This window comes from Sphingomonas sp. Ant H11, assembly GCF_000797515.1.
Taxonomy (GTDB): Bacteria; Pseudomonadota; Alphaproteobacteria; order Sphingomonadales; family Sphingomonadaceae; genus Sphingomonas.
This window is the reverse complement of record NZ_JSBN01000017.1, coordinates 36,996-60,505: the sequence shown is the minus strand read 5'-3', so window position 1 is coordinate 60,505 and position 23,510 is coordinate 36,996. Positions and strand designations below refer to the sequence as shown.

Sequence of the window (23,510 nt, the reverse complement as noted above, 5' to 3'; positions counted from 1 at the left end):
CGCCGACAGGAAGCGGCGGCGGCAAAGGCGGCGGCCAACTCGCCGTGGAACCGGGCGATCACCTCGGCGACGCGATCGGCTTCGTCTGCGGTCGGGCGTCAGGTCGCCAATGAAGTATCGAAGGCCGTGTTCGGCTCCAGCCGCGGTGCCGGGGCCGGGATTATCGGCGGGCTGGTGCGCGGCGTCCTCGGCGGCCTGTTCAAAGGCCGCTAAGCCCGCTGCCGCCGCTCTTTGCGAGCGGCGGCAGGCCAGGCCGTATCAGAAGCTGATGCTTACCGTCCCGAACACCTGACGCGGGGCCAGCGGGAACACGCTGTAGGTGTTGGTCGCCGATCCGATGCTGAGCGACGATGCCGCCTTGCGATCGGTGATGTTGGTGACGTTCACGCTGACGTGCAGCGCCTTCGCTACCAACCGTTGGTCGAGCGGGATCGTCGCCCCGATCTGCCCTGCCAACGTGAAATAGCCCGCCACCGAGAGGTCGTTGGTGTAGGTTGCGTAGCGGCGACCGATATAATCGCCGATCAACTGCGCGTCGAAGATCCCGTGCCCAACCGACAGCACGGTCTTGTTGAGCCAGTCGGGCGAACCGGGCACGTTCTTGCCCTGCGTCGGCACCGTCGTCGTTCCGCTGATATAGTCGGCCTTATATTTCGAGGTGTTGTACGAAAGCGCATTGTACAACGACACTCGCGGCCCGGCGTGCAGCGTGAACGCGAAATCCACGCCATTGGTCTTCACGCCACCGACGTTCTGAATGATCGCAGCGCCGCTGGTGATCGAGTTGACGATCGGGTTGGGCGAAATGCCGAGCAGCCGATTCGAGAAATCGACGTGATAGACGCTGAGCTGGCCCTCAATCGACAGGCCGCCCCCCAGTTGGTGATGCGAGCGCACGCCTCCTTCATAGGTCCAGCTCGTTTCGGGCTGGACGGTCGAGGAAAACAGGTCGAACGCCCCTTGGCTGCCCAGTGCGAAGGGCGACAGGCCAGCTGCGGCGCTCGTCTGGAACTGGCGGATGTTCTTCTGCGCGTTGACGAACAGCTGATCGTTGGGGGTCACCTCCCACACCGCACCGACTTCGGGCAAAAACACCTTGGTCGTCTCAAGCGCGCCATTGGGAAGTGCGACGGTTCCAGCGAACGAACCCAGCAGCGGCTGGACCTTGATGCGCTGCGTGGCGAATTGATAGGTGGACTTGAAGCCGCCGAGGATCGTCAGCGTCGGCAGCACATGCCAGGCATCCTGCACATGGCTCTGCAACTCGTCGACGCGCACTTCGCTATAATATTGGGTGATCAGCGGGTTGAGCGTGTCGCGCGGGCGCTGGTATGGCGTCGACGGGTTATTGATGTCGAGCGCGTACCAGCGACGGAAGGCCGAAGAGCTTTGCCGCTCGAACCAGCCGCCAAATTCGATGTCATGGTTGCCCAGCGACAGTTTCAGCGTCTGGACGATGCCACCGCGATCGATGCGATATTCGGTCGTGCGCGTCGCGAAGCCCGATCCGCCGAACACGGTCGAGAGGTTCTGCCCCGGATAGTAGACCGAGAAGAGCTGCGGCAGGCCAGCGACCGTGATCGGGCCCGCGACGACACCGACACCGTCATTGTGGTGATAATAGACCTTGGCGTCATAGGTCACCGCGCTGCTCAATTTCGCCGTCATCGCGACATAGCCGAGATAATCGGTGCGTTGCGCGTCGCTGTAATAGTTCCGGTAATTGTCCTTGGCCGCCGCATATTCGGCCGAGGTCAGATAGGCGACTGCGGTCTTGAAGTCGGGGTAGAGGAATGGGCGCGTGTACGGCACATTGCCCGGCGTCTCGCCCTTGGAGATATTGACGACGGTCGCGTCCTCATTCGGTTCGGTCTTGTCCGAATAGGCAAAATAGCCGGTCAGCTTGATCGATCCGCTATCGTGCACGAATTTGCCATTCGCTTGATAGCCGCCTTGGTGGCCATTGAAATCCCACGCGCGCGCATCCTGTCGCACGCCCGAAACATAGAAAGCGTTGCCGCCGCCAAGGTCGCCGCTGTCGAGCCGCACGTAGGTGCGAAACGCGCTGTAGCTGCCAACGGTCTGCGCCACGGTGCCGCCGAAGGTGTGCTTGGGATCGCTGGAGAAGGTGTCGATCGTGCCGCCAAGGTTGCTGGTGGACGCGGTGCCGAGATCGCCCGCACCGCTCGCCAACGTCACTTTGCCGACGTTTTCCGAAATGATCGCACGTTGCGGCGATAGGCCGTTGTAATTTCCGTAATTTTGATCGCCGAGTGGGATCCCGTCCAGCGTGTAACCAAGCTGCTGCTGGTTGAAGCCGTGAATGAACAGCGAGATATTCTGCTCGTTATTGCCCCACGGATCGGCGGTCAGATAGGTTACGCCGGGGAGCGTCTGGATCGCCTTCAGCGGATTGATGCCGGGCAGGATCTTCTGGATCTCGGTGCTGTCGAGCTGGGTTACCGATCGCGTGCTGCGGCGCGCAGTGACCAGAATGTCGGTCGGTGCCGAATCGTCGGGTTGCGCAGCGGGGGCCGCCGCAGGTTCGCCAGGCACCGGCGCTGGTGCGGCGTCCGGGGTCGCCGCATTGGCGACGTTGGACACGCCCGCGAGCAGCCCAAGCGCCAACGCGACTCGCGAAACAGTGTGAAACGACATCGGAAGAAACCCCTTGTGCAATGCAACAATCGGGGCGTTACGAGCCTTGTGCGACGCATTCGCTACTAAGCAACGTCATTTTCATGACGCCAGGATTTCAGTTTTGCTACGTTGTCAGAGGTTTAGCGCGGAATCACGCCCTTCGCCGCCAGTTGGGCCAGCGCTTCTTCGGAAAGCCCCAACGTCTCGCTCAACGCCGCGCGCGTATCCGCCCCGGCACGCGGTGGCGCGCGATCGTAACGGGCTGGGGTCCCCGACAATTTGACCGGGAAAGCGACGACATTCAGCGCAGTGCCGTCCTGCCGCGCCATCGGCTGGACGATCGCGCGGTGCACGACATGGGCATCGGCCAGAATTTCGGGCAGGCCGTTGACCTTGCCCGCCGGGAGCTTGGCTGCCTCCATCGCCGCGACCAGATCGTCCGATCGCCACCGCGCAACGGCGGGGGCGAGGTGCGCGTGCAGCGCCGCACGATTGGCGCTGCGCAGCGCCACGCTGGCGAAGCGCGGGTCCTCACCCAGCGTGTCCAGCCGCAACACGCGCAGGAAATCGCGAAACTGCCGATCATTGCCGAGCGCGACGACGATCTCGCCGTCGGCGGTCGCATAGTCGCGATAGGGCACGATATTGGGGTGGTCATTGCCCATCCGCCCGGGCACCGCGCCGCCGTTGAGATAGTTGGACGCCTGGTTCGACATCATCGCCAATTGCGTGTCGAGCAAGGCGCAGTCGATATGCTGCCCCTGCCCTGTGGCGTCGCGGTGGCGCAAAGCGGCGAGGATCGCGACGGTCGCATAAGTGCCGGTGAACAGATCGACGATCGGCACGCCGACCTTCATCGGCGGGCCGTCCGCTTCGCCGGTGACGCTCATCAGCCCGCCCATCGCCTGGATCAGGAAGTCATAGCCGCCCTTGTCCTTATACGGCCCGTCCTGGCCGAAGCCGGTGATCGAGCAATAGACCAGGCGCGGGTTGATCGCCGAGAGCGCGGCATAATCGAGCCCATATTTGGCAAGCCCGCCGACACGAAAATTTTCGACCACCACATCGCTCTCAGCGACAAGGCGGCGGATCAGATCGGCCCCCTCCGGCTGGGCGAGATCGATCGCGAGCGAGCGTTTGTTGCGATTGGCGCACAGGAAATAGGCAGAATCGCCGGAGTCATCGGCGAGCGCAGGTGGCCCCCAGCGGCGGGTGTCGTCGCCCTGCCCCGGCTGCTCGATCTTGAGCACCTCCGCGCCCAGATCCCCCAGTATCTGCGTCGCCCACGGACCGGCGAGCACGCGCGACAGATCGAGCACCTTGACGCCGGCCAGCGCGCCGGGTTTCGGGCCCTCGGTCATACGCCGGTGTCGAGCCGCACCAGCACGACGCCCTCCTGCACTTGCCCGCCAATCTCTGCGTTCAGCTCGGCAATCGTGCCGTCGAACGGGGCGGTGAGGCTATGCTCCATCTTCATCGCTTCGAGCGTGACGAGCTTCTGGCCCTTGGTGACGGTGTCGCCTGCGGCCACGTCCACCGCGATGATGCGGCCAGGCATCGGCGAGAGGATCGCGCCGTCGGCGGCGGTGCCTGCTACATTACCGCGCGTCGCCGATGCCGCAAACCGCCACGTTGCGCCCTGCAGCGTTGCAAAGACGGCTTCGCCTGAAACGTCGAGAATCGGGTAGGCGCGCTGATCGTAGGTTATCAGGCCATCGGTAGCACCGACATATTCACGGTCGCGGTCCATCATTCGGACGCTGTGACACTCATGCCCATTCAGGCGAAACCCAGTGGGCGCGATGTTATGTCTCGCTGGCGCTATCAGTTCAACGGCGACTTGATCGAGTATCCACTGTGGAGGATCAACCTCATAGATCACGTCGTCCTGATGTTGCTCGATAAAACCAGTGTGAACTCTTCCGCGCATAAAGTCGGGGTTCACCAATAAGGCATGAAGAAACGTCGCGTTGGTACGCAGCGGCCAAACCTGTGCGTCACCAACCAATATTGCCAAACCTAGCGCCGCGTCGCGCCGACCTTCGGCGTGGCAGACGATCTTGGCGATCATCGGATCGTAAAAGGAAGAGACCTCGCCTCCTTCAGCAACGCCGGTCTCGATTCGGCCAACGAAGGGATAATCGTTTTCATATTCGACACCGCGCACGGGGTGCCGCCAGCGAGTGGATCGCACTTTATTTGGCAAACGGAAGCGATCCAATCTCCCCACGGACGGCAAAAATCCTTTTAAGGGATCCTCCGCATATAGCCGCGCTTCCATCGCCCAGCCATTGATCGACAGCTCGTCCTGCCGCTTCGGCAGCGCCTCGCCGCTCGCCACGCGTAGCTGCCATTCGACCAGATCGACGCCAGTGATTTCCTCGGTCACCGGATGTTCGACCTGCAACCGCGTGTTCATTTCCATGAACCAGATGCGGTCGGCGCGGAGGCCCTCGCTCGCATCGGCGATGAACTCGATCGTGCCCGCCCCGACATAATCGACCGCTTTGGCCGCCTTCACCGCCGCCGCGCAGATCGCTTCGCGGGTCGCGACGTCCATGCCCGGCGCGGGGGCTTCCTCAATCACCTTCTGATGGCGACGCTGAAGCGAGCAATCGCGCTCGAACAGATGGACGACATTGCCGTGCGTGTCGCCGAACACCTGCACTTCGATATGGCGGGGCGAGAGGATGTATTTCTCGATCAGGACATCGGTATTGCCGAAGGACGACGCCGCCTCGCGCTGACACGACGCAAGCGCATCGGCGAAATCGGCGGGATTATCGACGCGGCGCATGCCCTTGCCACCGCCGCCCGCCACCGCCTTGATCAGCACCGGATAGCCGACCTGTGCGGCCTCCGCCGCCAGCCGTTCGGGGGCCTGATCCTCGCCGAGATAGCCCGGCGTCACCGGCACGCCCGCCGCGATCATGCGTTCCTTGGCGGCATCCTTCAGCCCCATCGCGCGGATGCTGTCGGGCTTGGGGCCGACCCACACCAGCCCGGCATCGAGCACCGCCTGCGCAAAGTCCGCATTTTCGGAGAGGAAGCCATAGCCGGGGTGGATCGCCGCCGCACCCGTCGCCTTGGCTGCGGCGATGATCTTCTTGCCCACCAGATAGCTTTCGCGCGCCGGACTGGGGCCGATATGCACGGCGTCATCGGCCTGGCGGACGTGCAGCGCGTGCGCATCGGCATCCGAATAGACCGCGACCGTGCGGATTCCCATCGCGCGCGCGGTGCGGATGATGCGGCAGGCGATCTCGCCGCGATTGGCGATGAGCAGCGACTGGATCACCTTAGCCCTCGCAACCGGTGGTGCGCGACGACCAGGTCAAATTCTGAATTTTCCAATGGCCGTTTTCGCGCACCAGATCGAAATGGTCGTATCCGCAATGGTGCACCTTGCCGTCGATCAGGAAGGTGTAGGGCCCCCACACCATCGCGATGTCCCCGTCGATTTCGATCGCGGGGTCGCCAAGCCGCTCCTGAAAGCGCTCGGGCCCGGGCGTGAAGCGCGCCAGCAACTCTGCGCGAGTCTTGTGCGTGATTGTCGAAGCGCCCGCTTGTTCGGTCGCGATCGTCGCCGTCGCATCGGGGCGCAGTGCCTCGCCGATCGCCGTCGCATCGCGCGCGGCGATGCCGTTGAGGAGCGCCGTGACCGGGGCCATCACTTGCGCTTCCTCGGTTCCGGGCGGCGGCAGGCCGGTGCCCTTGGGCAGCGGCTGCACCGGCGTCGTCATCGGCGACATTTGCGCGGCGAGGGCGAGGGCAAAGATCAGGGGCATGAAGAGTCCTTACATCCGGAACACGCCGAACGCCGGGCGCTCGGGGATGGGGGCGTTGAGCGTGGCGGCAAAGGCGAGGCCGAGCACGTCGCGCGTCTGCGCCGGGTCGATGATGCCATCGTCCCACAGCCGCGCGGTCGCGTACCAGGGGTTGCCTTCGTCCTCATATTTCTGGCGGATCGGAGCCTTGAAAAACTCGGCCTCTTCCTCGCTCCAGCCATCAGCATCGCGGTGAACCGTCGCCAGCACCGACGCGGCCTGCTCCCCGCCCATCACGCTGATCCGGCTGTTGGGCCAACTGAACAGGAAGCGCGGGCTATAGGCGCGCCCGCACATGCCGTAATTGCCAGCCCCAAAGCTGCCGCCGATCAGCACGGTGATCTTGGGCACGGTGGCGGTGGCGACGGCGGTGACGAGCTTTGCGCCATGTTTGGCGATGCCCTCGGCCTCATATTTACCCCCGACCATGAAGCCCGAAATGTTCTGCAGGAACAGCAACGGAATGCGCCGCTGGCAGGCGAGTTCGATGAAATGCGCGCCCTTCTGCGCGCTCTCGGAGAACAGCACGCCGTTATTGGCGAGGATCGCCACGGGGATGCCCCAGATATGCGCGAAACCGCAGACCAGCGACGTACCGTAGAGCGCCTTGAACTCGTGGAACTCACTGCCATCGACCAGCCGCGCGATGATCTCATGCACGTCATAGGCGCGCGCACGTCGCTCGGCACGATGCCGTACAGCTCCTCCGCGTCGAATTTCGGCGGGCGCGGGTCCTTGAGGTTCACCGCCGCCTGGACTTGCGGCTGAAGCGTGGAAACGATGTCGCGCACGATCGTCAGCGCATGGTCGTCATTCTCGGCGACATGATCGACCACGCCCGAGTGGCGACCGTGGGTGTCGGCACCGCCCAGTTCCTCGGCCGAGATCACCTCGCCGGTGGCGGCCTTGACCAGCGGCGGGCCGGCCAGGAAAATGGTCCCCTGCCCGCGCACGATGATCGTCTCGTCGGACATGGCGGGCACATAGGCACCCCCGGCGGTGCAAGACCCCATCACGCAAGCGATCTGCGGGATGCCCTTGGCGCTCATATTGGCCTGGTTGAAGAAGATCCGCCCGAAATGGTCGCGATCGGGAAAGACCTCGGCCTGGTGCGGCAAGTTCGCGCCGCCCGAGTCGACGAGGTAGATGCACGGCAGATGGTTCGCCTCGGCGATTTCCTGTGCGCGCAGATGCTTCTTGACCGTCAGCGGGTAATAGGTGCCGCCCTTCACCGTCGCATCGTTGCACACGATCATGCACTGGCGGCCCGAAACGCGCCCGATTCCGGCGATCATGCCCGCGCCGGGGACTTCATCGTCATACAGGCCATTGGCGGCGAGCTGGCCGATTTCGAGAAAGGGCGAGCCGGGGTCTAGCAGTCGCTCGACCCGGTCGCGCGGGAGGAGTTTGCCGCGCGCGGTGTGGCGCTCGCGGCTCTTCTCATTCCCGCCCAGCGCGGCCCGCGCAACGTCGGCGCGGAGGCGTTCGACCAGTGCGCGGTTATGCGCGGCGTTGGCGCGGAAGGTCTCGCTTTCCGGCGAGAGCGCGGAGGTGAGGACGGGCGCGGTCACAGACCCTCTCCCATCGGGAGAGGCAGGGAGCCGCGAAGCGGCGGAAGGGTGAGGGTGACCGACGCCATGTTCCGATCGCCCTCACCCTTCCCCCTCGGCTGTGCCGAGCGGGCCCCTTCCCTCTCCCAAAGGGAGAGGGAGTGTACGTCCGTGCGCATCGCACTCCCCATCACGCCGCCCCGATCAGTTCGCGGCCGATGAGCATACGGCGGATTTCGTTGGTGCCAGCGCCGATATCGAGCAGCTTCGCATCTCGATAATAGCGTTCCACCGGCCAATCCTTGGTATAGCCCGCGCCACCCAATGCCTGCACCGCCTCATTCGCCACGCGCACGGCATTCTCGCTCGCCAGCAGGATCGCGCCGGCCGCATCGAAGCGCGTGGTCTTGCCCGCATCGCAGGCACGCGCAACGGCATAGACATAGGCGCGCGCCGAATTGAGCGCGACGTACATGTCGGCGATCTTGCCCTGCATCAGCTGGAACGCGCCGATCGGTTTGCCGAATTGCTGGCGCTCCCGGACATAGGGCACGACCACGTCGAGGCACGCCTGCATCAGGCCGAGCTGGATCCCGGCGAGCACGGTGCGCTCATAATCGAGCCCGCTCATCAACACGCCGACCCCGCCATTGACCGGGCCCATCACATTCTCTTCGGGCACTTCGCAGTCGGTGAAGACGAGTTCGGCGGTGGGGCTGCCGCGCATCCCCATCTTGTCGATCTTCTGGCCGATCGCGAAACCGGGCATGTCCTTTTCGATCAGGAAGGTGGTGATGCCACGGCTGCCCTCGCCGGTCTTGGCGTAGACGACCAGCGTGTCGGCATACGCCGCGTTGGTGATCCAGAATTTGGTGCCGTTCAGGACATAGCCGCCCTGCACCTTGTCGGCCTTCAGCTTCATGCCGACGACGTCCGACCCCGCGCCGCTTTCGGACATAGCGAGGCTGCCGACATGCTCGCCCGAAATCAGCTTGGGAAGATATTTGGCCTTCTGCTCAGGCGACGCCCAGCGCGCGATCTGGTTGACGCACAAATTGGAATGCGCGCCATAGCTGAGGCGACCGAAGCCGAAGCGCGGCTGACCTCTTCGCACGCCACGACATGTTCGAGATAGCCGAGACCCAGCCCGCCATCCGCTTCCGGCACGGTCACGCCGTGCAGGCCGAGCGCGCCCATTTCGGGCCACAGGCTTTGCGGGAACCAGTCCTCGGCATCGACCCTGGCCGCGATCGGCGCGATCCGGTCGGTCGCGAAGCGCTGGGTCGTGTCGCGGATCATGTCCGCAGTTTCGCCCAGCGCGAAATCCATCTGGCCTATCATGTGCCTCTCCTCATCCTCGCTTTGCGCCTCCGATAGCGCGTGTCGATTCAAATCGTAAGGCCTTGTGCCGACAGCGATTGAACGCGAGGAGCGATGGAGAAGATAACCCCTGCCCAGCAGGGCCCGGCGACTCGCACGAGCCTATTTCAGAGAGGGGTTGGAGCGGTGAAGGGAATCGAATAGGATAACCTAAGCCACTGATTTCGTTTTATTAAAGATGCGTTGAGATGGGCTAAAGCCCCCAATATGGCCCCCGGAACCGCCATATGTCCGGGTTCGAAGCACTATTTCACTGTTCTGGCTCCGAATTTGTAGCGACCCGCCTGGCGCTTGTCACCGCCGAAAATCCACCCCGTCAGCGTCAAGGGCTACTTTCAAGTCTTAAGTCGGCGCTTTTTCCGAGAGAAGATCTTCGCCGGATCTGCCCGATTCCTGTCTGGCAGGTTCCAAGTACGAATCGCGGGATAGCTGCCCTTCCTACGGATCAGATGTTTTCGCCCGCTGCCGACCAACTTACTCCATTCACTGACCGCCAGTTGAACGACCGCCTATGTCAGTACCTGCCGTTCTCCCGAAGCCGGGAGTAAACTCATGCACAGCGGCTATTTCGGCCGGCGCTTAAAGTGAGGCTCGAGCAGACCGACCATATGGTCGAGCATGTCTGGGCCAGTCCTGCGGGGCATCGGCCCGTCCGCGTAATCCTCGTGCGGCTTGACGCCGTTGAACGTGAGCTCACCTGCCCCGAGGGCGATCAGTTCGACCATGAACGGATCCTTCTCCCGGCCATCGAAGGAGAGCGACACTTTCGCGCCGAGACCGGCGATGACGTCGCAAAGCTGCACGGCGGCCGACTCATGGGAACGTACGGCGGTGGTGCTGCGAACTCGCAGCGGGAACTCGACGCTTGTTCCGTCGCCCATCTCCACCGGCCCGGGTTCGCAGTCGTCGCGCAGGATCGTATCCCAGACGTCGCGTTGACGCAGGAAGTTGCTGGACTCGTCGTGGACGACGTCGAAGTCCTCCGGCCTGCGCTGCCGCCAATGGACCACGGACGCCAGGACTGCGGTCAGCTGGATCTCGCTGCTATCGGTGAATGCCGCGAGGTCGACGTTGGCGAGTTCGAATCGCCGGGCGCCCTCTGCCAGCATGGCGAAGATGGTGGAGATCGGATGCTTGGAGCTGCTCGCCGTCCTGCCGAGGTGCTCACGGAGTGCGTCCATGGTCGTGCGGCTGGGCGTGCGGGCGAAGGCATCCCAGCGCTTGGCGGTCTCCTCGTAGAGGTCCTCGCTGCCGAACCGCAGAAAATCCCGGTGAATGGTGTTCATGTACCGCCGGGCGTATCCGTTGCCATAGTAGTCGTAGCCGCCCGCAGTGAACGTGGGTTCGACGAGATACTCGAACATCTTCACGATCAGCGAGAAGCGCTTGTCGATTACGTAGAAGAAGAGGCGATCCGCAAGCGCCGGGATCTCGGCTGCCAGGGTCCTGAGGCCGTTGCGGTGCGTGTCGCGCTTCCAGATGTTGACGAACTTGTACTCCGCGCCCTGATACCTCGGAAAGCAGCGGCGCAGGATTTCGGCCGCCCCATCGTCGCCGATAAGTGACGATGCGATGGTGAAATAGGGCTGTTGGGGATTGTAGAGGTCGCCACCGGTATAGCCGGATTCATCAATGTAGATCGTGGTCATGGCGATCATGTAAGAACTTGCTTGAGCCGATGTAAGCATTGTGTTTCCGATGCGCTCTCGACCCAACCTGCGGAACCGAGCCGCCCGAGCAACTTAGCGAGCGCCATGAGTAATTTCCTTCTGCCGATGTCAGAGTTCAATCGCATCCATCAGGTCATCCATGGCACAATCAAGGATGAGGGCAACCCGGGGAAGGGATGCACCCTATTCGCATGCATCGGCGCATTGATCTTGAGCAAGCACTACAAGATCCCGGCCCGGGCGGTGGCGGGAGGCTTCGCCATGTGCGTGGAGCCCGAGAAAAACATGTTCTTCGGACGCGACGGCGACAGCGACGGCGGCGGAGTCGTCGAGTTCGACGAGGACGGTTTCCACATGTGGGTGCAGACCGAGAACTACATCATCGATTTCATGTCGCCGCTGTACCATGAGGCGTTCCAGGACGTTCAACGGGACGTGGTCATCCCGCGGCGGATGTTTCAGAAGCGGATCAAGGACGAGGCGGAGAATCTGGACGTTCTGAATAGGGCGGGCGATTTCTACACAATGCCGGATCCCGACCTTAGCGAACGACTGATCGACAGCATTCTGGAGCGGCCGCTAAACACGGATATTATCCATATCGCCGAGACATGGTTCGGCACCCGACGTGGCAAGCAGAAGCCCTCCCTGACCATCGGAAGCAATGACGGGATCGTGCGCGAGTTGACGCTGCCGAACACCTTGGCGCGTGGCGCATGGTGAGCGTCGATGCCTAGGTTCCACCCGTTTCCGTCCTGTCCCACGAGGGCGAGGTCATGCTGATCGGTAACATTGATCCATCGTGGAAAGACATGTCGAAGTACGTGGTCCATTTCGCGAAGGCAGATCCGCCGAAGACGGCCTACGATAACGCGATTTCGATCCTATACGGGCGGCGCATCATCGCGGCGAACGCGTTTGGGGCCGGTCGCAATCTTGCGCCAGCACGGAAATCGGTGTGCTTCAGCGAGGTGCCGCTCCACCACCTGAAGCGGCTGGCAGATGTTCGAGGGCGGCACGGCATCGGCTTCCGGAAGGAATACATTGTAGATCGTGGCGGCGGTCCAATCCTCTATGCCTACAAGGACACGAAGCAGGCGCAGGCGATCAAGGCGATGGTGCATGCGGCGGCGCACGACGCCAATTCGCCGGTCTGGGATGTCGCGCCGTTCGTGGATCTGCCCGGCATCTACGGCAAGTCGATGTACCTCTATGAGTGGGAGAGGGAGTGGCGGCACGTGGGCGACTTGGACTTCTCGGAAACCGACCCGGCTTTTCTCATCATTCCCGAGGATCTGCATGAGACCGCGCGAGACTTCTTCCACTCCGCGAAGATCGACGATGTGGGGCCGAGCTACGAATGTCCCTTCATCGATCCCTACTGGGGGGAGGACCGGATAACGGCCGCCCTGTATTCCTGAGATCCTTGACATGCAGGGTGTGGGGCGGTCTGGAAGGGCCCGCTCGACTATCTCTGTGTTGCAAACTACGCTCTCGTTTCCCGCAGCGCGATCGCGGCTCGCCAACCCTTATCGAGACAGGCGGGATGACGCCGAGGTGCAGCGGTTAACGCCTCAACAAGCTGCCGATGGTGCCTTCGCAGATGACAGCCGACTTCAACATCTCTCCCGGCATCCATGCCATGTTGCATCGCTACCGACCGGACAAGCGCCCGGGGAAGCGGGTTATCACTCTCGAGAGTCCGGATTCCTTCAATCAGGAATGGATCGAGGAGGTGGCTCGAGAACTGGAATTGCCGGAGGTGACCGCACAGCTCGATGCGGGCGAGGTCGCCGCCCTCGCGTTGGCGGCGGCCTCGGCTCGCCGGAGGTTTGGCGACGATGCGGGGACCACGCACGCACTCCAGCGATTGCTCGAATCGCGCGCGGGCGACCTCGATGCCGACATCGCGCTCGTGGCGATCACCGGACACGGTCAGCATCGCGACATCTTGAAGACCTTCCCCGACATGGTGGAATCCTCCGCCATGATCGAGGCGATCATCGAGGCGGCGTCACAAGGGGCGATGGCAGGATTGCATCGCTACGTTGATATGAGCGCCCTGATGATCCGCGATATGAACCAGGCGAGGCTGGCGCTGCCTGTTTCGGAGACGAGGCGGGACGACCTCCTGCCGACCTATCTCGTGGCGGCGACGGCTCGCGGTCTTGGGTGGACACGCTGGGTAAAGCTCTTCGCGATCCTGTGCGATGGGACCGAGCTCGCGGACGAGATGGGGCCGCCCCATCCTGAGAAGCGCAATTGGGAAACCGATGAATCGATGGGGATGCGGCGCGAGGCCTGGAGCGAGATACTGCCCGACCTTCCGGTCCGGCAGGTCGCGCGGCTCATCCTCGATCTCGAGGGAGTGCTTTCAACCTCGGGTCCGGACGTTCGGGCGGTCTATGTCCGGCGTCTGCGCACCGCCATTGGCGATGATGACGATCTGCGCAGGGCCACCGTGGAGGCGCTGCTCAGCCGCAGCCCGCCGCGGCAGCACGACCTGGCGCTCTTCGCGGCCACGCGGTTGGTAGAGGCCAGCGACAAGGCCTTCGTCTCGGAACTCGTCGATCACCCTGACCGCGAGGTTGGGTATCTCGCCGACATGGTTCGCCACGCGGTCTTCGGAGCGGTGGCCGCCGATGACACTTGGCCAGCGCCCGGTGTCAGCACCATCACTGACCGCCTGTTCCAGATCGGACTCATGCCGGCAGCGACGGAGCACCCGCTCACCTGGATCGGGGATCGGCTCCTCGAGCGGTTGATCGAACAGACCATCGCCGGCGAAGAGCGCAGGTTCGCGCAGGAATATCGCGACCACAGTGAGGAGGGTGAGGAGGGGCTGCTCCGCAGCTTCTTCTCAGATCTCGCCAACCGTCTGCGCGACCTTGGGGAGGGGCTTCGGGCGACCGCGAGGGCCACCGGCTCGGACCGGACCGCGAGCATAGAGCTGAACTACCGTCCGGTCGACAAGTCGGAGGAAGGGAAGCCGGGGGTGAACCCGCGTGGTGACGCGGAGCCTCCCTCATTTTCCGCAGACCTCTGTCTGATCATCGACCCGCATCTCGACGGACGACCGCTCGGCAAGCGTGCCACGCTGGTGCAGGCGAAGCGGCTCCGCCTGAAGGACACCACCCGGCCCGAGCGCGGCCTCACTTCGTCCTTCAAGCTGGATCCCAGGCAGATGACGGACCTGATCCGACAGACCGGCTCGTCGTTCTACCTGTTCCAATGTCCCGGGCTCCTCGATAGGGGCATCCCGATTATCCCGACCCAGCTGGTCGAAGACCTAGCGCGGCATCACGCCCCGAGTGCCGCTCAAATCCCGGCGAACCTCGTCGGCTCTGCTTCGCGCCCGCTGGCTGAATGGCTGACGTACGTGGTCTTGGGATTGCGCACAGGCGATCCGCTGGCCGAACTCGTGGCAAAGGCCGAAGGCGGCGACGGGCGCCGCCCGCGCCCGCTGACGAGGTTCGGCACGGTCGAGATAGTGATCCGGGTCGCGAGCCGAAGTCGAAGGCCGGAGACGGTTTCAGGTGAAATCACCGAAATGAACGAGGTTATTCCCGGAGAGCGCCAAAAACGACCCCGTGATCGCGCCCGCATCTGAAGTTTAGTGAGGTGCGCCAAAATGGATGAAGATCGACTGCGCCAATATCGGTGCTTTGCCGCCACAAGAACGCTATGGTTTCATGGGAGGGATGTATCTTAGCGGGCCTTCCGGGGAGGACATGTGCGGCTGGCCGAAATACGGATCGAGAACTTCAGAACTTTTGGCGAAGGGGACGCCGCGTTTCGACTGACCTTGCCGGCCGGCATCGCGGCACTGGTGGGAGAGAATGATTCCGGCAAAACTGCCATCGTTGATGCTATCCGGCTTGTGCTGGGTACGCGGGGCCAGGATTATTTCCGGGTCGGTGAGGTGGATTTCCATCAGCCGCCGGACGGCGGCGTGGCCAGGAACGAGATCCGAATTCTCCTGCGGTTCGATGCGCTCAGCGTCGGCGATCGTGGGGCCTTCCTGGAGCATCTCACTTATCTTGATGGCAAGGCCCATCTGTTCTTGCATTGGCAAGCGGTGGCGGGCTCCCGCGGCCCGTCGAGACGTTTCACGACTGTAGAGTGCCGTTCCGGCGCCACGGGCGGTGGTCCGGCGCTGGAGGCCTCGGCACGCGCGCTCCTCTGCGCGACCTATCTGCGACCACTCCGCGACGCCAATCAGGCTCTTTCGGCCGGCCGCGGCTCGCGGCTGGCTCAGATCCTCCAGCAGACCGAAGAGATCGAAAGCGTCGGCGAGGATTTCAATCCCGAAGCTTTCCCGGAAGATCCAGCGACGCTGAGCGTCCTCGGCATCGGCGACTTCGCCAACGAGTTGCTGGAACGTCAGGCCGGAATAGGCAACGCGCGCGCGCGCCTCAACGACGACTATCTCGCCAAGCTTTCGTTCGAAGGCGATGTGCTTAGGGGCGCGATCTCGGTCAGCGGCGCTCGCGGCGACAAATCCGCACGGCTGCGGCAACTCCTAGAGAAGCTGGAACTCGATCTGCGCAACGATGGTGTCGCGGACCCGCCCCCGGGGCGCGGCCTTGGCTCCAACAATTTGCTGTTCATGGCATCCGAACTGCTTCTTCTCAGCCAGGAAACTGACGGCTATCCCGCATTGCTGATCGAAGAGCCTGAGGCCCATCTTCATCCCCAGCGCCAGCATCTGCTGATCGATTTCCTGAAGCAAAAGGCGATCGTAGATCGAGGTGCCGAGCATGGGCTTCAGGTTTTGATGACGACCCACAGTCCATCGCTTGCATCGTCGCTGAAACTGGAAAATCTCGTGCTAGTTCGCAACGGACGAGCGTTCCCTCTGGGCCCCGATCACACCCTGCTCGCGCCGGACGATTATGCGTTTCTCGAGCGGTTTCTGGACGCCACGAAGGCGAACCTCTTCTTCGCTCGCGGCGTCATCATCGTGGAAGGCGATGCCGAGAATATCCTCCTGCCCACGCTCGCCCGGCTGATCGGAAGAGATTTGGCGCGCCATGGTGTGTCGGTCGTTAACGTTGGAGGTACGGGTCTCGGCCGATATGGGCGGATTTTCCAGCGCCGCGCGGCGGACGAACAGGGGCTACTCAACGTTCCGGTGGCCTGCATGACCGACATGGATGTGATGCCCGATTGTGCGCCGGCTATACTCGGTCTTACCACTCTGGACGGTTCGGTGCCCGCGAAGAGCAGCAGACGGTGGCGCAAGAAGGACGACTTCGAGGGCGATGGCCTTGAGAATCAACGCGCTTCAATTGCGGCCCGCGCCACCGGCCAATCGGTCCGCACCTTCGTAGCCAACGAGTGGACCCTCGAATATGACCTCGCGCATTTCGGCCTCCCTAGAGAGGTATGGGTTGCTGCGGATCTCGCGATTGCCGACGAACGCATCCATGCGGGGCGAGCGACGGTGGCCGAAGTCGTGCGCACCTCGATCCGCAGCTTCCGCGACCTGTCTGACCTGGCCCCTGAGAGCCGCAGCACGTCAATATATGCGAAGTATCGAGGCGGAGCCTCCAAGGCGATCGCGGCGCAATATCTGGCGGCGTTGCTTGATCGCGCGGCGGACAGGGGCCGTCTGACTCCGGCCTCACTTCGCGAGCTCCTACCACCCTATGTCCGTGCGACGATCGACTATGCCACGGGCAATATCGGCGATGCGCTGGCGTGATCGGCATAGCGGAACTCCTGGCGCGGCCCGTTAGCGACGAGGACATCGCCGTTGCCTGCGCTAGCCTCGGTTTGCCGCCCTTGGCGTTTCACGGCGCTGGCGGAGAGGATGCGCGCCTTGCCGTTTTGCGCTCAAACGGATCGATCGACGTCGCAGCTTGCCCCGGCAGCGGAAAGACGACGCTGCTCGTCGCGAAACTCGCGATCTTGGCGAAGCGCTGGACCTCGCCCGCCGCAGGCGTCTGTGTGCTCTCTCACACCAATGTGGCACGGCTGGAGATCGAGAAAAGGCTTGGTGCTGACCCCGCCGGCCGGGCGATTCTTTCTTATCCGCACTTCATCGGCACCATTCACGGGTTCGTGAATCAGTTCATCGCGCTTCCCTGGCTTAGATCGCAGGGGATCGACGTGGTCGCGATCGACGACGACATCTGCCTCCGAAGGCGGCTGCACAAGCTGACCCCGCCCCAACGTTCTCGGGTTTTGCAGACCAAGCGCCGGGAGGGGCTCCTTCGGATCGTCGACGCCAACCACGATGTTGGCGACGTCGCTTGGGGCGGTGGACCGCTTGGGAAGCACACCGCGACCTATCAGGCGTTCGTTGCTGCGTGTCAGGCCACGACAGCGGAAGGATATTTCTGCCACGATGACATGATGATCTGGGCCGCACAGGCCCTCGATCGCAATCCCGAGCTGCGAAACGCGGTCCGTCAACGATTCCCGGTGCTGTTCCTGGACGAGGTTCAGGACAATGATGATGTTCAATCTGCGATCCTCCACCGGCTGTTCATGGATGACGATCGGCCGGTCGTGCGTCAGCGCTTCGGCGACATGAACCAGGCGATTTATGGGAGCGCGTCCGCAACAGATCTGAATGGCACGAACAGCAATGTTTTTCCCAACGCGGCAATTTCTATCCCTGTGGCCAACAGCCATCGCTTCGGCACCCAGATCGCAACGCTGGCCGATGGGCTCGCCCTGTCCCCTCCTGGCCTCATCGGCCTGCGCGAGCATCCTGAGCCCGAACGGGGCAGACAGGCCGCGATCTTGCTCTTCGGTACCCAACAGGCCACGGCTGTGCTGCCGGCGTTTGCGCATCTTCTGACTACGCGGTTCAGTCCCGCAGAGCGTGCGGCTGGCGTCTTCGCTGCAGTCGGTGCGATCCATCGCGACACCAATCGACCGGACACGCCAAATTGCGTGGCCCACTATTGGGACGGTTACGATCATGAGCTGGCCCGCGTCGAAGGGAGGCCCGCCACCTTGATCGGCTATCTCAGGCGCGGTGTCCGGGACGCGGCCGGAACGGGAGATGTTCGACCCATAACCGAGAAGGCCGCCGACGCCGTGCTGCGGCTGGCGACGATACTGAACCCGTCCGTTCGGCATCCGAATCTGGCCAACCGCTTCCGCCAGCTAGGCCGGCTTCTCGAACACGATGCTGCGACACTCCGACGATTTCATCTTTTGTGCTGGAAGGTTGCGAGCGGCGAACTGCCTACGAACGCCGGGGTGTGGCAGACTTGGAAGAAGCCGATCACGGATATTGCCAACGCTTTGCTGGCGGGCGCCGCAGCGGAAAGCGCGGATGATTTTATGGCGTGGGAAGACGAGCGTGGAGCGGTCGGTGCCCTGGTAACGCCGGGCAACATCTTCTCTTACCCGAAACTGGAGCCCGCTGTTCAGATCAAGGTCGGCTCGATCCATTCCGTCAAGGGTGAGACTCATCTCGCAACGCTCGTCTTCGACACTCATTACAAGGGGTCGCACCTCACTCGGATCAAGGACTGGCTTACGGGCGCGAGATCCGGATTGACCGCCAACAAGCCCGAGCTGCGCAAGAGCCTGAAGCAGCATTATGTTGCGGTGACTCGTCCTTCCCATTTGCTTTGCCTGAGCTGCTGCCGGTCCCATGGACACCAAGTTAGGCTACATGAGCCTGCTTCTCGAAGTCCATGGGGCTGAGATAGCCCAAGGTCGAGTGCCTGCGCGTGGGATTGTAGAAGCGTTCGATGTAATCGAACACGTCCTGCCTTGCCTGATTGCGCGTGCGGTAGGTTTTGCGCGCGATCCGTTCGGTCTTCAGCGAGGAGAAGAAGCTCTCCATCGCCGCGTTGTCCCAGACGTTGCCGGACCGGCTCATCGAGCAGGTGACGCCATTGTCGGCCATCAGTCGCTGGAACTGCTCGCTGGTATATTGGCTGCCCTGGTCGGAGTGATGCAGCAGCGCATCGGGCTTGCCGCGCCGCCAGATCGCCATGACCAGCGCATCGGTGACGAGCTGCGCCGTCATCGTGTCGCTCATCGACCAGCCGACCACCCGCCGCGAGAACAGATCGATCACTGCGGCCGCGTACAGCCATCCTTCGGCGGTCCAGATGTAGGTGAAGTCGGCCACCCACTTCTGGTTCGGCGCGTCGGCGCTGAACTGCCGATCGAGCACGTTGCCCGCGATGACCGAGCGTTCGCCATGATCCTTGGGCAGACCGCGCGCCTAGGCCGCGCCATCAGGCCGTGCATCCGCATCAGCCGTTCGACACGATGCAGGCCGCATGAAAGGCCTTCGGCCAAGAGATCGTGCCAGACGCGACGCGCGCCATAGGTTCGGTAGCTGGAGATGAAGCTGGCGCGGATCTTCCCTGCATACGCTTCGTCGCTCAGCGACCGGGCGCTTGGCGCGCGTACGAGCCAGGCGTGGAAACCACTGCGCGAGACATCGAGCGCCCCGCAAAGCCACGACACCGGCCAGATCCCTCGATGCTTTGCGATGAACCCGAACTTCATATCGAGTCCCTGGCAAAGTAGGCCGCGGCTTTTTTTAGGATGTCACGTTCGGCCTTCATCCGGGCCAACTCGCGGCGTAGCCGCTCAATCTCCTGCTGCTCGGGCTTCATCTGACCGTTGCCCGGAAACGCCGACTGGGGATCAGCTTCCGCTTCGCGGACCCATTTGCGCAGCACGTTCTCGTGCAGGTCCAGATCGCGCGCGGCCTGCGCTACCGCCACGCCGCGATCTCGGACCAACTTCACCGCCTCGAGCTTGAACTCTCGGCTGAACTTCCGTCGTTGCATCTACACCCTCCGGTTCCGAAAGCACCTTATCTTGGTGTCCACGAAACCGGCAGCAGCTCACGTGCATCAGTTTCGGGGGGATGAATTTCTGCAAATTACGTATTTTGTAGCTACCTCTATGAGGCACCATCCCGACCGAAAATGATGCCGCGCAGCCTTGTCTCGCTGCGCGGCCAAACTGTCGGCAAAGGGGGTGCCGATCAGAAGCGTTTGGTGATGCTGACGCCGATTATGCGTGGATCGAGCGTGAACACATTGGTTGTCAGGCCCGAATCGTCGCTATTGACGAAGGCATCGGTGATCGGCGTCGAATTGAACAGGTTCTTCACATAGACCTGCAACGTCATATCCCATTTGCGCTGGTCGAGCGTGAGAGAGATATTGGTGTTATTCCATGCCCGTAGCCGGTCGATCGCGGTGTTGTAGATCCGCGCCCAGCTTGCATCTTGGCGGTAGAAATCGGCGCGCGGCGTCAGCGCCCAATCCTCGCTCTCGAACGTATATTGAACACCGAGATTTAACGTCCAGTGCGGCGCGTTGGGCAATTCGTGCCCGCTCACATCCGCTGCAATCCCCTGCCCGTTATTGGGCGCGGTTTTCAGATCATAAGCGCCATATTTCGCCGCCAGCGTATCGCCCGGCTTGAAGCTCCCGAAATTCAGTCCCGCAACCCCGCCGCACAACAGGGCCAGCACAAGAGGGGGAGCCGACGGATCCTGAACGATGTTCTTGACGATCGAGGTCGGCGCGATGCAGCTTGATGTCAATTGCACCCACGGGCGCACCAGCGTCCAATCAGGGTTGCCCTGCGTTCGATTCATGACGTCGATCGACGACGAGCCTTTGCCGAGCCGCGTACCGAGATAGCCGACATTGGCGTTGAATTGCAGATTTCGCACAGGTCGCCACGTCGCTTCGAGTTCTGCACCCCATGTCTGCGCATTGAAATTTTCGTTCAAAGCCGTGCGATCGACGATCTTCGAAATCTGATACCCTTTGTAATCGTAGAAAAATGCCGAACCGTTGAGCGTCAGTCGACCGTGGTCGAACGTATTCTTCAAGCCAACCTCGAAAGCGTTGACATATTCCGGTTTGTAGGTGGTCGGTTGCGGGTAGAATTCGAGATATTGCGGGTCGCATTGATGCCAGGCGGATTCGTGCCGCCCGCCTTATAGCCGCGCGAATAAGATCCGTAGACCAGCGTGGAATCGGTAAAGGCCAGTTCAGGCGACCAGTCCACCGCCAGCCGCCCTGTGAAGCGACGCCACGATTGGTGAATGTCGGGTTGGGCGGGATAGCCGGAATTGACGTAGCCCCCGCCCGATATACCCGGTGAAAGCAGCAATTGTGTGGGAACCGGCGTCGTAACCTTACGATCATCGGTATAGCGCAATCCCCCGGTGACCTTGAGATTGGGCGTGGCACGCCAGTAAACCTCGCCAAAGGCCGCGTAGGAATCGACCTTGTAGATATTGTCGCTCCGGAAATAATTGTGCCCCTGGCCATTGATCCGGTCGATCGGATTGGGATCGATATAGATGCAGCCTGTGGTTGCCCCTGCCGGACAGGCGGGAGGCGGCGTGTCGGTACTGACCGGTCCGTTGAAATACCCTTGGGCGATCGCTGTAAAAAAATTGGAAAAAGACGTAATAATCTTCATTGATTTTGAAATGGAGATAGTTCGCACCGAAGCTGAAATTGAACGGCCCGGTGTTGGACGATTGCAACCGGAATTCCTGCGACCATTGTTCGTGCGGGAGTTGACCATGTCGACTGCAACCAAGGTATTGGATGCGCCAAGCTGTGGATCGTTGAACACGCCGCCTGGCGTGAACCCCTTTACCTCCGGCGTGAAAGTGTCGAGACTGAAGAGGCCGATCGAATCGTTGATAATCGGCACCGAATTGAACCGGTTATAGTCCTGGGTCGAGTGGTAAAAATCCTTGGTGTACAGCGACTGCGAATACAGTTTCAGGTTGCTGCGCACGCCCCATTCAAAATTGAGCTGAAAGATATCGTTGCGCGCCCGAAAAGTCGGATCATACTTTGTCGCAATCTCGCGCAAGTTGCGCGATTGCACGACCCCGGCATAGGGATCTCGGGTCGGATCGGCGAAGGTCGCAAGCCCGGAAAAGTCCGGCAGGAAGCCCAATTGGACCAGCCCGCTGGCGGCAGCGACATAGGGCAGGCTCAGTCCGTTCGGCACGCCATAGGCACCCGCGTCATAGAGCGAACCGTTGGCGCACCCTTGGCTTAGCTGGGCACGGATGGGAAACCCGTTGGAAACTTCCGGCACAGCCAGCCCTCCAACCGTGCTGGGACCGGGATCGTAGTGGCACAATTGCTTGCCGGTGCGGGACCGATCGTCCTTTTCGTCGAAATGCTCCCAGACGAGACTGGCGGTGAAATCGTCGACGGGTCGCCACTGTGCCGTCGCGCGCAGCGACCAGAGATCACGACCATTGACCGCCCGGTCGGTTACCGTGTTGTAATCGAACCCGCTGCGATTGGTGTAGGCACCGGCGACGCGCACCGCGAAGGTATCGGTCAGCGGGACGTTGAGCATGCCGCTTACGCGGCGCGTATCGTAATTGCCGACCTCTCCCTTCAAAGAGCCTTCGAACCGGTTGCTTGGCTTGTTCGGGAGCATGTTGACGACGCCCGCAGTGGCATTGCGACCATAAAGCGTGCCCTGTGGCCCCCGCAGCACCTCGACCCGCTCGACATCGAAATATTCCTGCTCGAACAGGCGATTTCGCAGTAGCGGTGTATTGTTGTAGCTGATCGCGACGGCAGGATCGGTGCTTACCGAAACGGCCTTGGTGCCGACCCCGCGGATCGAGAAATTGTAGCCGCTAAAATTGTTCTTCGAGAAGTTGACGTTCGGCACTGCGCGTTCGAGCTCGGCACCCCCTTCGATCTTATACTGGTCGAGCGCCTTGGCGCTAAACGCAGACACCGCGATGGGGACCTTCTGGATCGATTCCCGCCGCTTCTGTGCAGTCACGATAATATCCTGGCCTATAGCGTCGGACTGCGCTTGCTCAGTCGGCACGGCGACCGGCGTGGCTGCCTGGCCGTTTCCCTCAACGCTCCCAAGCGACCCCGGCTGGATCACAAAGACTTTGCCCTGTCGGCGATAGGTCAGACCGGAACCGCGCAAGATCGCGCTCAACGCCGCTTCCGGGGTTGCGGCACCAGCGATCCCGTGACTCACCTTGCCTTTGGTCAGCGCGGCATCCGCCATGATCGTCAGCCCGCTTTGCAAGCCAAAGTCGCGCAAGGCGAGATCAAGTGACTGCGGGCGAATATGATATGGCGTCTCGGCAAAGGCCGGACTTCCACAGGTTGATACAATCAATCCTGCCAGCGCGATTCCGCACAACATAGATCGACGAACGCGCAAGGACCCAAAGGTCATCATCCCCTCCTGTATTGCGTTTCGACTTGAGCCGAATCCGCTTCCGTACGACTATGACGCGACCATGAGCCTGGTGGGGGGATCATCCTGAAAAAAACGAAAGATTCCAGCAAACGGTGTCCCGCGACGAGAAAAGCCCTCTCCTGATCCCCCCGACCATAGCAGAGCACCGTCTATCATCTGGGACATGCCGAATTGTCCGGCGGAGCGAGGCGCATGAGTGGAGATCGACCGGGAAAGGCTGA

General features: G+C 62.2%; 12 protein-coding genes and 6 pseudogenes. 7 read left to right on the top strand and 11 right to left on the bottom strand.

The genetic code is table 11. From position 1 onward, the window contains the following. Positions 1 to 213: pseudogene (locus NW75_RS04820) on the top strand (ATP-binding protein); the annotation flags it as partial. Between the two features lie 45 nt (positions 214 to 258). Here NW75_RS04820 and NW75_RS04815 read toward each other — a convergent pair. The 7 genes and pseudogenes from NW75_RS04815 to NW75_RS04785 form a co-directional block, all read right to left on the bottom strand. Further along, on the bottom strand, positions 259 to 2,658 hold the full coding sequence (locus tag NW75_RS04815) for a TonB-dependent receptor (RefSeq protein WP_033964084.1): 2,400 nt from the start codon (positions 2,656 to 2,658) through the stop codon (positions 259 to 261). A 122-nt stretch (positions 2,659 to 2,780) separates the two neighbouring features. Next, on the bottom strand, positions 2,781 to 4,001 hold the full coding sequence (locus NW75_RS04810; RefSeq protein ID WP_033964083.1) for a CaiB/BaiF CoA transferase family protein: 1,221 nt from the start codon (positions 3,999 to 4,001) through the stop codon (positions 2,781 to 2,783). Continuing rightward, the gene (locus tag NW75_RS04805; protein ID WP_033964082.1) at positions 3,998 to 5,938 is read right to left on the bottom strand and encodes an acetyl/propionyl/methylcrotonyl-CoA carboxylase subunit alpha; all 1,941 of its coding nucleotides are present in this window, start codon (positions 5,936 to 5,938) and stop codon (positions 3,998 to 4,000) included. The genes NW75_RS04810 and NW75_RS04805 overlap by 4 nt, the downstream gene beginning before the upstream one ends. 1 nt (position 5,939) lies before the next feature. After that, a complete protein-coding gene (locus NW75_RS04800) occupies positions 5,940 to 6,428 on the bottom strand; it encodes a nuclear transport factor 2 family protein (RefSeq protein WP_033964081.1) in 489 nt (162 codons plus the stop codon). Between the two features lie 9 nt (positions 6,429 to 6,437). Further along, positions 6,438 to 8,038: pseudogene (locus NW75_RS04795) on the bottom strand (carboxyl transferase domain-containing protein). A gap of 169 nt (positions 8,039 to 8,207) precedes the next feature. Beyond that, positions 8,208 to 9,358 (bottom strand): annotated as a pseudogene (locus tag NW75_RS04790) (acyl-CoA dehydrogenase family protein). Between the two features lie 602 nt (positions 9,359 to 9,960). Next, complete coding sequence (locus NW75_RS04785) at positions 9,961 to 11,055, bottom strand: DUF3800 domain-containing protein (RefSeq protein ID WP_033964080.1); 1,095 nt, start codon at positions 11,053 to 11,055, stop codon at positions 9,961 to 9,963. Positions 11,056 to 11,151: 96 nt separating this feature from the next. Here NW75_RS04785 and NW75_RS04780 point away from each other — a divergent pair, with 96 nt between their 5' ends. The 6 genes and pseudogenes from NW75_RS04780 to NW75_RS04760 all read left to right on the top strand — a co-directional run bounded on the left by NW75_RS04780 (position 11,152) and on the right by NW75_RS04760 (position 18,738). After that, positions 11,152 to 11,790 (top strand): DUF2026 family protein, encoded by a 639-nt coding sequence (locus NW75_RS04780; protein ID WP_137903314.1) that lies wholly within the window; start codon positions 11,152 to 11,154, stop codon positions 11,788 to 11,790. 53 nt (positions 11,791 to 11,843) lie between these two features. Next, entirely contained in the window at positions 11,844 to 12,488 is a 645-nt protein-coding gene (locus NW75_RS04775) for an abortive infection system antitoxin AbiGi family protein (RefSeq protein ID WP_033964078.1), read from the top strand. Between the two features lie 167 nt (positions 12,489 to 12,655). After that, positions 12,656 to 14,677 carry a hypothetical protein gene (locus tag NW75_RS04770; RefSeq protein WP_033964077.1) on the top strand — a complete coding sequence of 674 codons (2,022 nt, stop codon included), beginning with the start codon at positions 12,656 to 12,658 and terminating at the stop codon, positions 14,675 to 14,677. A gap of 123 nt (positions 14,678 to 14,800) precedes the next feature. Further along, positions 14,801 to 14,911 (top strand): annotated as a pseudogene (locus NW75_RS28110) (hypothetical protein); the annotation flags it as partial. Between the two features lie 234 nt (positions 14,912 to 15,145). Beyond that, the gene (locus NW75_RS04765) at positions 15,146 to 16,774 is read left to right on the top strand and encodes an ATP-dependent nuclease (RefSeq protein WP_231564954.1); all 1,629 of its coding nucleotides are present in this window, start codon (positions 15,146 to 15,148) and stop codon (positions 16,772 to 16,774) included. Next, entirely contained in the window at positions 16,771 to 18,738 is a 1,968-nt protein-coding gene (locus NW75_RS04760; RefSeq protein ID WP_033964075.1) for a UvrD-helicase domain-containing protein, read from the top strand. Before NW75_RS04765 ends, NW75_RS04760 begins: the two co-directional genes overlap by 4 nt. Here NW75_RS04760 and NW75_RS04755 read toward each other — a convergent pair. The 4 genes and pseudogenes from NW75_RS04755 to NW75_RS04745 all read right to left on the bottom strand — a co-directional run bounded on the left by NW75_RS04755 (position 18,698) and on the right by NW75_RS04745 (position 23,091). Beyond that, positions 18,698 to 19,844: pseudogene (locus tag NW75_RS04755) on the bottom strand (IS3 family transposase). The gene NW75_RS04760 and the pseudogene NW75_RS04755 overlap by 41 nt on opposite strands. Before the next feature lie 200 nt (positions 19,845 to 20,044). Continuing rightward, complete coding sequence (locus NW75_RS27220) at positions 20,045 to 20,743, bottom strand: TonB-dependent receptor (RefSeq protein ID WP_443024441.1); 699 nt, start codon at positions 20,741 to 20,743, stop codon at positions 20,045 to 20,047. 48 nt (positions 20,744 to 20,791) lie between these two features. Beyond that, positions 20,792 to 20,914: pseudogene (locus tag NW75_RS27665) on the bottom strand (hypothetical protein); the annotation flags it as partial. Beyond that, positions 20,902 to 23,091: a TonB-dependent receptor domain-containing protein gene (locus NW75_RS04745; protein ID WP_331385987.1), complete on the bottom strand. Its 2,190-nt coding sequence runs from the start codon at positions 23,089 to 23,091 to the stop codon at positions 20,902 to 20,904. The pseudogene NW75_RS27665 and the gene NW75_RS04745, both read right to left, overlap by 13 nt. Between the last annotated feature and the right edge of the window lie 419 nt (positions 23,092 to 23,510).

What these genes read in the sequence shown, in the direction of transcription:
- NW75_RS04815 (WP_033964084.1), bottom strand. Translation starts at nt 2,658, where the DNA reads ATGTCGTTTCACACTGTTTCGCGAGTCGCGTTGGCGCTTGGGCTGCTC.
- NW75_RS04810 (WP_033964083.1), bottom strand. Translation starts at nt 4,001, where the DNA reads ATGACCGAGGGCCCGAAACCCGGCGCGCTGGCCGGCGTCAAGGTGCTC.
- NW75_RS04800 (WP_033964081.1), bottom strand. Translation starts at nt 6,428, where the DNA reads ATGCCCCTGATCTTTGCCCTCGCCCTCGCCGCGCAAATGTCGCCGATG.
- NW75_RS04785 (WP_033964080.1), bottom strand. Translation starts at nt 11,055, where the DNA reads ATGATCGCCATGACCACGATCTACATTGATGAATCCGGCTATACCGGT.
- NW75_RS04780 (WP_137903314.1), top strand. Translation starts at nt 11,152, where the DNA reads ATGAGTAATTTCCTTCTGCCGATGTCAGAGTTCAATCGCATCCATCAG.
- NW75_RS04775 (WP_033964078.1), top strand. Translation starts at nt 11,844, where the DNA reads ATGCTGATCGGTAACATTGATCCATCGTGGAAAGACATGTCGAAGTAC.
- NW75_RS04770 (WP_033964077.1), top strand. Translation starts at nt 12,656, where the DNA reads ATGGTGCCTTCGCAGATGACAGCCGACTTCAACATCTCTCCCGGCATC.
- NW75_RS04745 (WP_331385987.1), bottom strand. Translation starts at nt 23,091, where the DNA reads ATGGCGGATGCCGCGCTGACCAAAGGCAAGGTGAGTCACGGGATCGCT.